Here is a 17085-nt window from a genome sequence, read left to right as displayed (position 1 = left end):
CATCACAGGCATCTCAAAACAACTGATATCCAACGATTTCAATAAGTTAGCCAAGACGCAGTTCGATGTAAAGGGGCATTTTTGGTCTACCATTTGGTCTACCCTAAAGGCCCCTTGATAGATCGCTGGGTGCCCTCGAGATTGTCGCGCGGTTTAGGATGGATTTCTCAGGGCACCCCACCCCCACCGGGGGGAAATGACAAAAGCTAACTAATACGAATACCGCTTCAGATTTTTTCAGTTTTTGCTTTTGTGTCATCCCACATTTTTAGGACCTGCCAAGAGCGCATTTAAAAGACACACAAAGCCCCCTCAGGGACTCTCTGAGAGGCCTTTAAGGCAACAGCTAGACATACCCACATGGGACGATTAGCGACTCTCTATGGGCATTTATTTGGCTTGCTGGGATGCCGGAGGGGAGACAGAAGAAGCTACCCAGAAGGATACGTATAAGCACTTATGCTTGAGACAGAAAAATAAGACGAATGATTGGAGACAATTGTTGTTGTGATGAACAACATTCCCTTTTGAGATGTCTCAATGAGAGACCCAAGAGGGAGACACAAAGAATGGCACTAGGTGTTGTTGTGGCTGCAGCCACCAACAATTGACCAATAACAAGACCACATGAGTTGCAAGCGCAGGATAGGTCTCAGGTGGGTCTCAGATTCTTTCGTGGGAAAGTTGTCTTTGTATATTCTCTATAAGGAGTTCCCCAGACAAAGCTCATTTAAAAGACCAATATTGCAGCAGCAAAAAGAACAATCTCAGGCTCCCCTGCAGCGATCCCCATCAACACTTGTTGTCTTCACTGGGGACACGCACAGCTATCTCAGCGATTAACCCAGGGATACACCCAGCGTCTAGTCTTGGCTGTTGTCTTCAAACAACGAAACGCTGGGTGTCTCAAAGTGTGTCGGCAAGGGGAGCTTTAAGTAACCTCAGGGAATTCCTCAGGGATCCTCAAATGATAAGTGCGGTTTCGTCCTTCACCTTCAATACTGACCTCAACGCCCAGATTTTTTAGCGTTCTGGTTAAGCGATGATTTTCATTTCGGAGCATCCGGTGAAGTTCATTACGCTGGGTGTCCGTGAAGAGTTGATATTCGTTGCTTAAACGTTGTGTCGTCGTCTTCGTGCCAGGATTCTTCAAGACCCAAGCAAACATTGTCTTCGAAACGTTAGATCGACCAACGTCTGGCGGTGTGTTGTAAATAGGTCTCCAATCCAGGACTTGAATGCCGGGCATGGCTTCAGTGATACGATCTAAAATGATATCACCACGTTTTCCTTCAGGGAGATACAGGTGCAAAACACATTCCACACAGTTGCCATCTGAGTCGATAGGGACGCGACAAGCCGTGCGGTTGATTGCCTGAATGAGGTTTGCAGCGGTAGCGTCTATTGAAGTTTCTACATCATGTCGAAAGAGGACAGTGCCTTGGGAAGGAGGATCAAGTGCAAGTTCGTTCAGTGAATGAACCTCACCTGGAAGAAAGGGGAGTGTCGTGAAGTAAGCGCGTCGACACTCTACCCAATCGTTCTTGCCGTTGATGCTAAACCAGTGTCCCCGATGAAACTTCGGATTTTGACCTGCCAACTTTGTAAACGCCTCAAGGTGCTTCTTATGTGATACAACCAGAACTTCAACATCATTAGCTCGCTCCGTATCTAGAACACTCTCAAACCGCTGTTTCTGTTTTTTGCTGAGTTTGCCATTGCCGTTCTCCCGCGAAACAAGCAGTCTTACATTTTTGTAGGTTCGTGCGTTTACAATCGGCGACACGATACGAGCGTTGATTGCAGGATGTTGCCAAGTGGGCATAAGATGAGCTGTGGCATCCAATATGATCGGCATACGCTCATGTTCAGCAAGCAAGAACCGTGAAGAAAGAAGCTGCAAGCCACCAGCTACGGATCTCAACCAAAACCAATTTCGCAACATGAATTGCAAATCTCGCGTCAAAGGACGGATCAAGGTGCGCCCATCATTGTCCTTACTCAGCTCAACAAGTGACGCAGCTTCAATTTGCTCACTCAATGCAACACCGAAAGCGTTCAATTCGAATTCGGCATTCAAAATGTTGTTAGGCATACTGGTCGATGTCAGCTCGGATTTGGCAGCTTCTTTATGGTCTCTACAGAAGTCGACCAATGAAGAAAGGACTTCTTGTTCACGTTGATACTCATTTGGTAAAAATGCAGCCGCTAACCGGACAAGCTCCTCGACTTCATCAACATTTACTGAAAATGTCTCAACAAGTTCCTCTGGGTTTTCGTCTATTACGACAAGATCAGCGAAAGAATAGAGCCATATTTTAGGTGAGAAATAATCATCCAGTTCCGAACTGAGGGCCAGGGCATACCCACTGTGAGTGACTACGAGAAAGTCAAATTCATCCAATAGATCAGATGCTGGACTTGATTCTGAATGATGAGCTGCTGCAACTTGTCTTTCAGCCGTTTTGTTGATGCTTTCAACAATCTGATCAGCTTGTTTGATCTCAGGAACGACAATAAGACCACGCGTTCTGCTTTTGGGGAAAACTTGGTTTTGTCTGGCGAGGGCTGCGAAGTAGGCAACCATTGCTGAGGTTTTTCCAATGCCTGTTGGATGCGGAATGATTGTGAAGTTTTTCGATTCATTATCTTTGTTGAGAATCTTTGCGTTGCATTCTTCAGCTATCTGGAGCCAAAGCTGCAATTGTTTGGGGAACAATTGTTTGTTCGTTTGGGATCGATAGAATTCTGGTGCGAGACGCTCAAATTCTCGCATATCGACGATATTCTTCATGTAAAGAATCCATACGATTGTTGTCGTTTTCTAAAGGGGGAGACAGCGCTTATTTAGGCGTCTGTTGTGGCTTCCTCAAGATATGTCATTGGGAAACAAACAGAGCTTTTAGAAGAAACGCTGGAAGACATTTTCAATATCATGATGGAAAACTGAGAATGAATGTAGCCTCTGGAGGGTACCCAATTTAGAATTAAAAGACCCCAGGGCGCAATCACTTGCCAAATCACTGCCAACACGGCACCTTGCGTTGAGTTTGATTTAATTTGATTTGAGTGAAGATGACGTCTGAGCAAAAACAACTGCTGGAAAAGCAACTTTGGGCCATCGCGAATGAACTGCGCGGCAAGATGGATGCTGATGAGTTCCGTGATTATATTCTGGGCTTTATCTTCTATAAGTACCTGTCGGAAAAGCTGCATATCTATGCCAACGATCTTTTGAAAACTGAAGAGATCAAAGATTATGCGCTGGTGGTGGATGAGGATGATATTGAGGCCATTAAAGACGAGTGTCTTGAAAAGCTCGGCTATTTCCTGAGGCCTAATGAGTTGTTCTCAGCGGTCACTATTCGTGGCAATGGGGCGAACCAGACCAAAGCCAACTTCATTATCGAAGATTTGCAGACCATTCTTGATGGCATTGAGCGCTCCACCATGGGCACGGAGAGCGAGGATGATTTTAACAAGCTGTTCGAGGACATTGACCTTAATAGCACCAAGCTTGGCCGTTCGCCGGATGCGCGAAATGAGTTGATCGCCAAGGTCCTCCGCCACCTGGATAAAATTGATTTCCGTCTTGAAGATGCGAACTCAGATGTGCTGGGCGATGCCTATGAATATTTGATTGCGCAATTTGCTTCCGGGGCTGGGAAGAAAGCCGGAGAGTTCTATACGCCGCAACAAGTGTCCCGCATTTTGGCCAAAGTGGTCACCATGGACAAAAGCCGGATCAAAGATGCCTATGACCCAACATGTGGCTCGGGGTCTTTGTTGCTGCGCATCTCTAAAGAAGCTGATGTGGGCGAGTTTTACGGGCAGGAGCTTAACCGGACCACTTATAACTTGGCGCGGATGAATATGATTTTGCACGATGTGCACTTCTCCCGATTTGATATCAAACAGGATGACACGCTGACCGCGCCGCAACATATGGGGCAACGGTTTGAAGCCGTGGTCGCCAATCCGCCCTTTTCTGCGAAATGGAAAGGCAAAGACAATCCCCTCAATGAAACCGACGACCGCTTTAGCCAATATGGCAAGCTGGCCCCGAGTTCAAAAGCTGACTTTGCGTTTGTGCAGCACATGCTGTTTCACTTGGCCGAAAATGGCACCGCGGCGGTGGTGTTGCCGCATGGGGTTTTGTTCCGTGGGGCAGCAGAAGGGGCCATTCGCCGCTATATCATTGAAAAGCGCAACTTCCTTGATGCGGTGATCGGGCTTCCGGCCAACCTGTTTTATGGCACCTCTATTCCGGCCTGTATTCTGGTGTTTAAAAAATGTCGGATGCATGACGACAATATCATGTTTATCGACGCCAGCGCCGAGTTTGAAAAAGTGGGCAATCAAAACGCCCTGTCCGACGATCATGTCGAAAAGATTGTGGCGACCCTCAAGGAACGGGAGACCGTCGACAAGTATTCTTATGTTGCGCCGCTGAGCGAAGTGGCTGAAAACGACTATAACCTCAATATTCCGCGCTATGTGGATACGTTTGAGGAAGAGCAGGAAATTGATCTCGATGAGGTGGTGAGTAAGCTGCAATCGCTTGAAAAAGAGATGGTGGATACAGATCAGACCATCACTAGGTTCTGCGAGGAGCTTGGTATCGCTTCGCCGTTCGAGGTGCGTAAATGAGTGCTCAAGTTGGTGTCCAAAAAAACATACCTACACTCAGATTTCCCGGATTTTCTGATAAATGGGAACTTAAAAAATTAAAGGAGATCGCAAGATTTTCGAAAGGCAAGGGTATTGCGAAGGCGGATATAAGCCCTAATGGGGTTACGCCATGCATAAGATATGGTGAGCTGTACACACATTATGGCAGTCTAATATCTGAGGTCATTTCTCGAACTTCAGTTTCAACTGATGATCTCATGCTCTCCTCTGGCGACGAAGTTATTATTCCTGCATCTGGCGAAACTGCGATTGATATCGCAACGGCAAGTGCTGTGACCCAAAAGGGAGTTGCTTTAGGAGGTGATTTAAACATTATTCGCTCCCCACATGATCCTCGGTTTTTGGCTAGTTATCTCTCTTCAGGGGGGCGATACAGGCTTGCGGCGCTCGCACAGGGTGTATCAGTTGTGCATTTGTATGCAGATCAATTGGGTTCACTAGACATATACGCCCCCGCTCTCCCCGAACAAAAAAAGATCGCGGACTTTCTTGGGGCGGTGGATGACAAGATCGCCAAACTGACGAAAAAAAAGGCGCTGTTAGAGCGATATAAAAAGGGCGTGATGCAAAAGCTCTTTTCGCAATCCCTGCGCTTCAAAGATGAGAATGGGCAGGACTATCCGGATTGGGAAGACACTAAGGCTGGTCAAGTATTCGAGAACATATCTGACAAAGCCCATGATGGGACATTGCCTGTCCTCTCGGTTACGCAGAAAGACGGCATCGTGGCTCGCAGTGCAACTGATCGGGAAATACAATATGCGAGTGAAAATACTGCCAATTACAAACAAGTATGTCCTGGTCACTTTGTGATTAGTCTTAGATCATTTCAAGGTGGCATCGAATATTCCGAGATATTAGGAATATGTAGTCCAGCTTACACGGTTTTGTCTCCAAAAATTGAGATTTACGATGACTTCTTCCGACACCTATTTAAGAAAGAGGACTTCATCTCTCGTTTGTCGGCAACTGTAATCGGAATAAGAGAGGGCAAACAAATAAGTTTTTCGGCCTTTGCAACCGTCAAGCTACAAGTGCCCCACTTGGAAGAGCAGCGAAAAATCGCTGACTTCCTTACTGCCATCGACGATAAAATCAACCACGTCAGTGACAAATTAGAACAAGCCAAGCTTTTCAAAAAAGGCCTACTGCAGCAGATGTTTGTCTGATGCGCCCCAATAGAGATTTTTTATGACTTTTGACAATCCTGATTTTCATATTGTTTATGTTCTCACCAATGAGGCGATGCCCGGGTATATTAAGGTGGGCGTGACCGAACGCGCCATCGAAATGCGGATGCGCGACCTTTATACCTCTGGTGTGCCCGTGCCCTTTGAGTGCTTTCGCGCTTCGCTTGTGCCGAAATCCAAAAATGTAGAAAAACGCATTCACAGCGCCTTTCGCGATGTGCGGGTGAACGCCAATCGCGAGTTCTTCGAAATCGCCCCCGAACGAGTGGTCGATATTTTAGAAATGGTGGAGGTGGAGAACCTAACGCCCGATATGGATATTGTCGAAACGCCAGAAGATGTGGCGGCCATGCGCAAATTGGAAAAACGCGCGGAACGTTTCAGCTTCAAGATGGTCGATATTCCCGAGGGCGCCGTTCTTACTCACGCCAAAGACCCAGAGATTACCTGTACCGTTTTGAACAACTCCAAGGTTATTTTTGAAAATCAAGAGATGAGCTTATCAGCGGCGGCATTGAAAGCGCTCGTTTCCCTCGGGTTTAACTGGACGTCTGCCCAAGGCGCTCAATATTGGGAATATGAAGGGCGGCTTTTAAAAGATATTCGCGAAGAAATGGAAAACTCATAAATCCTATGTGCACCCAATCTGAACAAGCGCTTGAAAATGAATTGGTGGATCAGTTGCAAACCCTCGGGTTTGAGCGGGTGCATATTGCAGATGAAGATCAACTTGTTGCGAACTTGAAGACCCAACTGGAAAAGCACAATCGCGTTGCGCTGAGTGACGCGGAGTTTAATCAGGTGCTTATTCGCCTATCGCGCGGCAATGTGTTTGAAAAGGCCAAAACTCTGCGCGAGAAGATCGATTATCAGCGCGATGATGGCACCGTTGGCTATCTCGAACTGATCAATCAGGAACATTGGTGCAAAAACCAATATCAGGTGACCAATCAGATCACCATGCGTGGCAAATATGACAACCGTTATGATGTGACGCTGCTCATCAACGGCTTGCCTTTGGTGCAGATTGAACTGAAGCGGCGCGGCCTTGAGATGAAAGAGGCGTTCAATCAGATTGTCCGCTATCACCGCCACACCTTTTCCGCAGGGCGTGGCCTATTTGGTTATCTGCAATTGTTTGTGATCTCCAACGGGGTGAACACAAAATATTTCGCCAACAATCCGCCACGCGTGAACGACAAGGCAGACTTTAAGCAGACTTTCTTTTGGGCAGATCGCGACAACAAAAAGATCACCAAGCTGGACGAATTTGCCAAAGTCTTTTTGGAGAAATGCCAGCTTTCAAAACTGATCACCAAATATATTGTGCTCAATGAGAGCGAGGAAAAGCTCTTCGCCCTACGCCCTTATCAATATTATGCGGTGGAGGCGATTGTCGATCAGGTCAAAGAAAGCAAAAAGAACGGCTATATCTGGCACACCACAGGGTCCGGAAAAACCCTCACGTCTTTCAAGACCGCGCAGATACTTACCCAATCCCCCGAGGTGCACAAGGTGGTCTTTGTGGTCGACCGGAAAGACCTCGATTATCAGACCATCAAAGAGTTCAATAGCTTTTCTGATGGCTCAGTGGATGGCACCAACAACACCAGCCAATTGGTCAAGCAGTTCGCCAACGATACACCGCTGATTGTTACCACGCTGCAAAAGCTCAACACCGCGATCAGCAAAGAGAAACATTTGCAGCGCATGGGCGACCTGGCAGATAAGCGTATTGTCTTTATCTTTGACGAATGTCATCGGTCGCAATTTGGGGAAACCCACCAGCGGATCACTGAGTTCTTCCATGACAGCCAGCTCTTCGGTTTCACGGGCACCCCAATCTTCGCAGACAATGCCTCAAAGAACGATTTGGGCAAGCGCACCACCAAAGACCTGTTTGGCGAATGTTTGCATAAATATGTGATCACAGACGCCATTCGCGACGAGAATGTGCTTAAGTTCTCCGTCGAATATATCCGCACGGTGAAACAGAAGGACCGCATTGCAGATATCGAGGTGGAAGATATCGACACAGCAGAGGCGATGGAGGCACCTGAGCGTCTCAACAACATCACCAACTGGATCATTGGCCACCATGGTGACAAAACACATAACCGTGAATTCACTGCGATCTTTTGTGTCTCCAACGTCAAGACGCTGATCAAATATTACAATTTGTTCAAGCAGAAAAAAGAAGCTGGTGAGCACACGCTCAATGTGGCGACCATCTTTAGTTATAATGCGAACGAAGAGTCGGATGACAATGGCACACTAGAAGCCGATGTGACGCCTGGCGGAACTGGTGAGGCTGTAGATGCTCATTCGCGGGAACATCTCGACAGTTTCATGGACGATTACAACACCATGTTCTCGACCAATTATTCCACCAATGATTTTTACGGCTACTACAAGGATATCGGCAAGCGCGTAAAGAAGAAGGAGATCGATATTCTCCTCGTGGTAAACATGTTCCTCACTGGCTTTGACAGCAAGGCGCTGAACACGATCTATGTCGACAAAAACTTAAAATATCATGGGTTGCTGCAAGCCTATTCCCGGACCAACCGAATCTTTGGAGCGAAGAAGTCTCAAGGCAATGTAGTGTGCTTCCGCAACCTTAAGCCAGCCACAGATCAGGCGATTGAACTGTTCGCCAACAAACAGGCCAATGAAGATATCTTCTTGGCTCCTTATGAAGACTACCTCAAACAGTTTGATACTGCTTATGCCAACTTGCTGGCCATCGCGCCGACCGTTGAAAGCGTTGATGAGTTAGGCGACGAACAAGACGAGGCGAACTTCATTCTCGCCTTCCGGTCTATCGCGCGGCTCCTCAATATCCTTGAGTGTTTTACTGAGTTCTCTTTCGACGATCTGCCTTTAGATGCGCAAACATTTGCCGACTATAAAAGCAAATATGGCGACTTGAACTACAAGGTGAAACAGCAAAAAGAAAAAGTCTCAATCCTCAATGATATTGACTTTGAGATGGAACTGATCACCAACGACAACATCAATGTGGCCTACATCATTTCATTGCTGCACAACCTGAAAGATAAGACGCCAACAGAGCAAGACACAACCAAGCAGACAGTGGCGAACCTTCTCGATAGCGAAGTGAACCTCAGAAGCAAAAAAGAGCTTATCGAGGAATTCATTTCTCAGCACTTGCCGCACGTTAAAGACGGCACCCAAGTCTCCGAGGTTTTTGCCGAGTTTTGGGATGAACAAAAGCAGCAAGCACTTGATGAGCTTGGGAGTGACGAAGGGTTGTCTCAACAAGGTCTCGAAAAGATCATTAGTGACTATCTGTTCACCGACAGAATGCCCATGCGCGATGATGTGATCGGCATTATGGATACAAAGCCCAAACTGAAAGAGCGCAAACCTGTCGCCGAGCGGATTATTGGCAAAATCCGAGACTATGTTGAGACGTTTATTGAGGGTATGGGGTAACAACGCAGTACAGTCTAAGTTAGAGAAGAGCACCCACTTAAAAAACAAGGTGTTGCAATTTCCGGTGCTTCAATTTGGAAGGATTTTTTCCACAAGCGCCTTTTTTACCTGGCAGTTAATTAATATCTCAACTTCCTCCCCTTCCTCTGCGTCTATCAGTGCCTCGGCAATCGGTGAACCGGCACTTACAATCCCATTGGCGGGATCAGAGGTGTCGGCCGAGATCGTGAACTGAAGAACACTGTCTTCGCTATCGGTCCTTCGAACACGAACAGTGTCGCCAATTTGGATTCGGTTGCTGTCTTGCCGACTCTCGTCTTTCAAAAGAGATGTTGCTTTGGGTGAGAAATCCAGAGTGATTTGATCATCTTCAACATCGACGGCGTCGTCCTCAGGTTCAAAGTTGAGAGGCGTTAAATTGATTTCGGCGTCGTCTCGTTCATTATTTCGGTTACTTAGAAGCTCTTCCAGTCGCTCTTCAAGTGCATTGCGAAGTAGTTGAGTTTGCTTGTTTGCATTCTGGAACCAGTCAGTGGACCATATTCTGTAGAACTTCCAGCCTAAGCCTTCGAGTACACTTTGTCGCAATCGGTCACGGTCCCTGGCTGAGCGTGAGGAATGAAAAGATGCCCCATCGCATTCTACCGCCATTATGAAGCCGTGCGGCCACTTATGATGCCGTACGCCTATGTCGATGGAGTACCCTTTAACTCCCACTTGTGGTACGGCATCAAAGCCTAATGCTCTTATCTGCTTGATGACGAATTCCTCAAACTCAGAATCAGGCTCTCGACCGTAGATCGAACCAGAGTCGAGTTGCTTGGTTTTGGAAAATTCCAGCCACTTTTTCAATAAATAGACACCTGAATTTCCGGCCTCTGTCGCGAGAATGTCCTTTGAGTTAAGCGAAGTGAAAGTGGTGATTTGGTGCTTTGCACGTGAGAGCAAAACGTTTAGTCGGCGCCTTCCCGATTGTCCGTTTAACGGTCCGAAACGCTGCATAACCCTTTCACCAATTTTTTCCGGCCCATAAACCGTACTGATAAATATCGTGTCTCTCTCATCACCTTGCACATTTTCCAGGTTTTTAATGAAGAAGCGTTCAATTCCTTCATTGTGATCTTGCCAATATTCCTCATAGGCCTGAATTTCATTCGACTTCATCCGCTCCACATCGAACAACTCGTAAATGAGGTCGCGTTGCCTTACATTTAGTGCGACGACACCAAGTGACTTATGTGGAAATGCTTTCATAAAGTCCACGACCGCCTCGACCACAGCACGCGCTTCAGTGGGGTTCGTTCCCGCCTTATAAGTTCCCTCAACCTCAACGTGACGCAGCCCCATATTAGGATCGTTTTCATTGGCCGTCGGGAAAACCACCAGGTCGTCATTATAGAGGTGCCTGTTCGAAAATCTGATCAAATCTGCATGCCTCGATCGATAGTGCCAACGAAGCCGTCTTTGCGGTCGAAATGCGTTGTTAGCCAATTCCAAAATTGACTCTTCATCAACAATCTCATCGTAGTCGACGTCTTCCTCATCCAACATCTTCTTAAAGAAATTTGATGGGGGTAATTGGTTGGTATCGCCGACCACCACTACCTGTTTTGATCTGAACATTGCGCCTAGTGCGTCTTCTGGAGGCATCTGCGAGGCCTCGTCAATTATGCATAGATCAAAAAGATTGGGCGTACGCTCAAGATATTGAGCAACTGCCAACGGCGACATCATCCAACATGGCTTTATGCTGCGCAGAGCATTACCGGCACGATGAACAAGATCACGCACTGGAATATGCCGAGTTTTCCCAACTTCGTTGTATATCAGTGACATTTCAGTCCAGGTAGACTTGCGACCTACGCCATTCCCTTGAGGTGGCGAAGTGGCTTCAAGCAGCTCATTTTTGATTTGATTGCGAGAAGCATTAATTAAGTTTTCGTCAAGCTGAGCAACTTGTTCCCTCAAGTCATCCAAGCTCGCGCCGTCATATTTTTGCAGAGTTTCGCTATGTTGCGCAAAGACCTCTCGTGCCGCTTCCCATTTTGCTCGCGCGATTAGGTACTCTGGAAAACCTTCTAAGTTACCCAACTTACCTAAATAGAGTTCGGTTACGAACTCAAAACCTAAATCGGAAAGTTCGTCGAAGGCTTTCGCAAAATTCGCAGCTTTTTCAAAACCTCCGATGTCCTCAATTGCGGTTTCAATGTTTTGCGCCAGTGTTACAGAATCGGATTCGAGCCAAAAGGGTTGACCAGTGAAGCTCAACACCCCCCCTAACTCTTTTTGGATCATTTCGCGGCTGGCACTTAAGCTGACAAACTCCTTGATGTGCTTACGAGTAAACTTATCTTCGCACAAAGAGATTAGTTTTTTGGATAGATCTTCGTCGCTTAGGATGCCGTTTATCTTCGAAAAAATAGATTTGAAGCATTCAAACCGTTCGAATTCTCCTTCAGCATCGCCCTCTTCAATTTGTTTGGAAACTGTTCCTAACAACGAGGATAATTGACGGAGCAATTCTCCCCGCTCTGAGAATGAAGTAGCCAATACTCTTAGTGAAGCTTTGTCGATATCGCCAGGATTGCGAAAATAAAGTGACGCTTGGTCTATTGTAGTGGAGTGTGCTTCTAAATTTGATTCAGCTTTTTCAAGCTCTTTGATGTCCTGAAACACAGTATCCAACGAAGCCCCTGGACAATCGATCTCCAGTATAGGCACATTCATCAATACTTCTGTGGGAGTCTCCCACAAGAAATTCAACAGATCTTTCTTGTCAATAGAGCTAAACAGTGACTGAGCTACATCATAGAATTCAGCGAATTTTAAATGTATTTCGAAATCTGTTTCTAGTTTTTTAAAATTAAGTCCGAACAGCTGAATATTTTGTGCGTCATTGCAAAATTCATCATATTTATCAAGCCATTCAACTGCTTCTTCGAGTTCGGATATAGCCTCATCCCAGACGAATTTAACACTCCGGGACATCGCGAGATAAGTCTTCTTGGCTTTCGAATACTTTCGATCAATGATATCTAGCAAAGGCTTGCGACGGAGCGCGACCAGGCACTCTTCAACTGTCTCAGTGGTCCTTCTGTGCAAATTTACAAACTTTTCGTTCAATCGACGTTCTTGTTCTCGCAAGTAAACGCCTTCGTTGCACTTCTCTCGAAGTACCTTAATCGCAAGTGGGTTTTGAAGTTCATGTCGGCGAAGCAGTAATCCGTCACGTCCCAAATTTTGACATAGGGCTGAGATTGCAGAAATATCTAAAAAGTCCCAGCTTTTTAATTGGGGCGCAATTTTGTCCGCACCGTTCAAGGCTGCGGCAATCGTCTGAAATTGAGCTTTCTGATTTTTTAGGTCTTCGCCGCGTTCTGCAAATGCCTTCTTAGAAATATTCGTTAATTCGTTATCCTCTAACAAACTTTCTAAATCTGAAAAGATCATAGTGTCGTATGGGGGATATCGCTCGAAAAATACTTGGAGCTTTTCGTCTAATGACACGAGCCGAGCGAGTGTTTTTCTAATTTTCTCAATTCTGGATAAACCGTCAGGTTCCAGACATAACCGCTTCAGTTCGGACGTTAGTGATCTTCTAAGTTCGGGGTTTTCTAAAAAAGTGAGTAAGTTATTCAGTTCTATCGAGGTGTAGTTTAGCAGTCGACTATCGATTTCTGCGAGGCAACTTTCAACTTCGATGCATTCTTTTGCATTGGAAGCTAGGTTGTCCAACTTTACAAATAACTCGTCAATTTCGAAGGTTGATAGCGAATAGGTCCTTACACCGGCCCAAATTGTCGCACACTCGCTCACCTTTTTGTAACAGTCTCTCGCCCGAGTTGCGAGCTTCTCAAGGTCCGAAATATTGTCGTCACTAAATTGATATTCACTAGCGAATGGGGAGGCTTTAAGTTCTCGACTATAATTATCTAGCAATTCTTTGGCCTCAATTGCACAGCAGATAATTTCGTGAACAGACTTACCACTTCCAGCGAATTCTTGCGATGCAACACTAATGTATTTAGAAATCTCGTCTCGTGCATGGCGAAATTTCTGTACATTTTTTTGAAAGTCGATTTCTGTTCGAGCACGGGATGCGGACAGCCGTTCCCTTATCGAATTGATCACTTCTTTTTTGTTAGATCGCCCGGCTTGCAATGGGAACACGAATTCACCCAAGCCGACTTCTTCCAGCCGGTTTTTTACGACTTCTAAAGCTGCCATTTTTTCTGACACAAATAGTATTCGTTTCCCTGTTGCTAAAGCACCTGCAATAGCATTGACAATTGTTTGGGACTTTCCTGTGCCCGGCGGCCCTTCAATCGCTAGGTGTTGATGGTTTGCAATATCGACGAGGGCGCTGAATTGTGATGCATCGGCGTCCTTAACAAGGTAGGGCACCTTGTTTTCCACCTGCGGCTCGTCAACATTGTAATCATCAGCGAAAAATGGACCGACCGAGGACGTGCTACCCCCAAAAATCTTACTAATCGCCTCATTGTCATTAAAATTGCAGCGTTCCGGGTCCAAGTCGAAATACATAGACATCCGCGCTGAAGGGAACACTCCTATAACTACCTGCCGCCGGACTCGCCACTTGATGTTTCTGGGGGTAATTTCTTCGACAGTATTGAAGTACTCCTCAATTGAGCCCCCTTGGAATTGTGGCAGCTCAATTCCGAAGTCGTTTTTTAGTTTTTCAGAGAAGACCCCGTTTATATCCGGGCTCGCACCAGTCCCTGTTACCTTGTAATCATATCCATTAGCTGTTTTTTTCTTATTCAGGTTAGCAGGCAATAGAACAAGTGGGGCCATTGAGGTCTGTGACGCGTCAGTTTCTGACCATTCAACGAAACCAAATGCACAATGGAGTACGTTAATTCCCGTTTCTTGTTCCCAAGTTCGGCAATTTGCTTCTAGACCCCTTAACTTTTTGCCTAATGCAGCAGGTAGCTGCAAGGTTTGAATGTCGTCATCGAAATGGCTTTCGTTTTCTTGTTGTCCTCTTAACGGCAAATCATATGATGGTGAAATACCGTTGTTAACTGCATGCGCTTTTATGTCAAAATTGTAGTTTTCTTGGCGCTTAGGCATGCCGAGCGAAGCGCGTACCCGGTCCCGCAGTGCGCGTTCCGCTTCTAGCGATTGCTTCAAGTGGTTGTCGGAATTTAGGTCGATTTCATCAATTTGTTGTTTATATACATCGTCTAGAAGTTGAGCGTCTCGCAGCGCGTCCTGAAACTCCTGACTTTCTTCATCTTTCGGATATTGGTCGATATCTGGCAATGCAATGAGGCGCATATCCGACCCATTGGCCAGATTGTAGAGCAAAACATCAGGCAACTCATCAACCACTCGGATATAGGACTTGGATTTAGGTGATAGTGATGTCGAGATCAGTGGATTTCGTCGTGTTAAGTCTAACAAACGAGGACGCAAGCCAGCGATTCTTGAATTTACGAGTTCAGCAATGTCCCCGTGACTGTCGTTCATGCCATAATCCAAATTTTTCAAAAACAACGAAAGACTATTCCTAATCAATAATGTAATGCAATCCCAAACGTCAGCTTCTTAATGTAGAAACCTATCACTATCGAAAGCGCATGATTGGGCAGTTTGCTTTTAATTTGATTGCGTTGCGGAGTGAAAGTCTGAATATTTTCTGTAAACTCAAACTATGTTTAAATCTCACTTTTAGGAATGAATGCTGTGTCTAACCCTAACTTTCAGATACACTCAACTTAGATATTCATTTTTGGCGATCCTGGAGTAATGCGCTTTATATACTAAGTATTGGCTAACCTAGTATTATTGTATTTCGAAAGACAGATATTGTCGAATTTTGGGTGTGTTTTATTGATCAAAAAATTATGAGTTAAACACTTCGAATCGTATTGTCTCATAGAAATTTATATATTCACAGTAACGATGGAGAGGTGAAATTATAACCTTTATAATATAGCGATTTTGCCGAAATCTTTAAACCGTTCTTTGGAAAAGCAGCCGTGATTTGACAATCAATGATTTTGGGAACTGGCTCAAAAATGTTAGCCACTCGAATTGACCAAAAGATCCCCGGTCAAAATTTTATACGATTAAAGTCTCAGATACTGATTTTTTCAGTGAAAAAATTGGTTAAATAAATTCAGCTTAGTTTTTGCTGGAACATAGATTTCTAAATTGCAATTGAAATACAAAGGTTCAATTGATTTATTCATTTACATTTAATTAGATAAAGAAATAATTATCCGTTATCTTGGGGTTACTACTTTCAAAGTTTATTCAAATAAATCAAATATGAACAATTTAATATCGAATATATAACTACGTTAGTGGATTTATGTTCAAATTATTACTTTGACACGCTGAAATAACTCATTAGTTTTGTTGTCTCATCTTAATTTATGGAGGCGTTATATGACGAGTGTTTCAAATTTGATTGCTGCGTATAAGGTAGTTGACGAACTAGGGCACAAGATACCGATCAACATGTTAAACTCGCTTCTTGAGATTGCTAAGTCAGATCAAGATGGTGAGACTTTAAGCATCCACGGCTTGAAAGAGCGTTGTGGTTTGACCTATGCGGAGGCTGCTCGACACGTCTATTATTGGGAAATCGGCAACAGAAACAAGAATTGCGGCGGCCACGAATTGGTTAAAGTCTACGTTAATGAAGAGAATCGGCAGCTGAAGCTTGTAAAATTGTCGGGAAAGGGACAGAAATTGATAGACAGGATCGAGAGCTGTTTCGACAGATAATCCCGCACTTATCATTTGAGGATCCCTGAGGAATTCCCTGAGGTTACTTAAAGCTCCCCTTGCCGACACACTTTGAGACACCCAGCGTTTCGTTGTTTGAAGACAACAGCCAAGACTAGACGCTGGGTGTATCCCTGGGTTAATCGCTGAGATAGCTGTGCGTGTCCCCAGTGAAGACAACAAGTGTTGATGGGGATCGCTGCAGGGGAGCCTGAGATTGTTCTTTTTGCTGCTGCAATATTGGTCTTTTAAATGAGCTTTGTCTGGGGAACTCCTTATAGAGAATATACAAAGACAACTTTCCCACGAAAGAATCTGAGACCCACCTGAGACCTATCCTGCGCTTGCAACTCATGTGGTCTTGTTATTGGTCAATTGTTGGTGGCTGCAGCCACAACAACACCTAGTGCCATTCTTTGTGTCTCCCTCTTGGGTCTCTCATTGAGACATCTCAAAAGGGAATGTTGTTCATCACAACAACAATTGTCTCCAATCATTCGTCTTATTTTTCTGTCTCAAGCATAAGTGCTTATACGTATCCTTCTGGGTAGCTTCTTCTGTCTCCCCTCCGGCATCCCAGCAAGCCAAATAAATGCCCATAGAGAGTCGCTAATCGTCCCATGTGGGTATGTCTAGCTGTTGCCTTAAAGGCCTCTCAGAGAGTCCCTGAGGGGGCTTTGTGTGTCTTTTAAATGCGCTCTTGGCAGGTCCTAAAAATGTGGGATGACACAAAAGCAAAAACTGAAAAAATCTGAAGCGGTATTCGTATTAGTTAGCTTTTGTCATTTCCCCCCGGTGGGGGTGGGGTGCCCTGAGAAATCCATCCTAAACCGCGCGACAATCTCGAGGGCACCCAGCGATCTATCAAGGGGCCTTTAGGGTAGACCAAATGGTAGACCAAAAATGCCCCTTTACATCGAACTGCGTCTTGGCTAACTTATTGAAATCGTTGGATATCAGTTGTTTTGAGATGCCTGTGATG

General features: G+C 45.4%; 7 protein-coding genes. 5 read left to right on the top strand and 2 right to left on the bottom strand.

Annotation, left to right across the window (positions count from 1 at the left end; genetic code table 11):
• Positions 1-931: 931 nt before the first annotated feature.
• Positions 932-2794, bottom strand: coding sequence for a DEAD/DEAH box helicase (locus ATL17_RS16830; protein ID WP_133574022.1), 1863 nt, complete (start codon positions 2792-2794; stop codon positions 932-934).
• Positions 2795-3075: 281 nt separating this feature from the next.
• Between ATL17_RS16830 and ATL17_RS16825 the strand changes: the two genes are divergently transcribed.
• From ATL17_RS16825 to ATL17_RS16810, 4 genes are read left to right on the top strand one after another with little or no spacing between them, the layout of a single operon-like run.
• Positions 3076-4650: a type I restriction-modification system subunit M gene (locus tag ATL17_RS16825; RefSeq protein ID WP_133574021.1), complete on the top strand. Its 1575-nt coding sequence runs from the start codon at positions 3076-3078 to the stop codon at positions 4648-4650.
• On the top strand, positions 4647-5861 hold the full coding sequence (locus tag ATL17_RS16820; protein ID WP_133574020.1) for a restriction endonuclease subunit S: 1215 nt from the start codon (positions 4647-4649) through the stop codon (positions 5859-5861). Before ATL17_RS16825 ends, ATL17_RS16820 begins: the two co-directional genes overlap by 4 nt.
• 22 nt (positions 5862-5883) lie before the next feature.
• Positions 5884-6510, top strand: a complete 627-nt coding sequence (locus ATL17_RS16815; protein ID WP_133574019.1) for a GIY-YIG nuclease family protein — start codon at positions 5884-5886, stop codon at positions 6508-6510.
• 5 nt (positions 6511-6515) lie between these two features.
• Positions 6516-9341, top strand: a complete 2826-nt coding sequence (locus tag ATL17_RS16810) for a type I restriction endonuclease subunit R (protein ID WP_133574018.1) — start codon at positions 6516-6518, stop codon at positions 9339-9341.
• Between the two features lie 69 nt (positions 9342-9410).
• On the opposite strand, the gene ATL17_RS16805 is transcribed toward ATL17_RS16810, so the two are convergent.
• Entirely contained in the window at positions 9411-14837 is a 5427-nt protein-coding gene (locus tag ATL17_RS16805; protein WP_133574017.1) for a DUF4011 domain-containing protein, read from the bottom strand.
• 924 nt (positions 14838-15761) lie between these two features.
• Here ATL17_RS16805 and ATL17_RS16800 point away from each other — a divergent pair.
• Complete coding sequence (locus ATL17_RS16800) at positions 15762-16103, top strand: hypothetical protein (protein WP_133574016.1); 342 nt, start codon at positions 15762-15764, stop codon at positions 16101-16103.
• Positions 16104-17085: the final 982 nt, after the last annotated feature.

It is taken from the genome of Maritalea mobilis (genome assembly GCF_004363175.1).
Lineage (GTDB): Bacteria > Pseudomonadota > Alphaproteobacteria > Rhizobiales > Devosiaceae > Maritalea > Maritalea mobilis.
The sequence above is the reverse complement of the archived record's forward strand: the minus strand, read 5'-3'. Positions and strand labels throughout refer to the sequence as shown.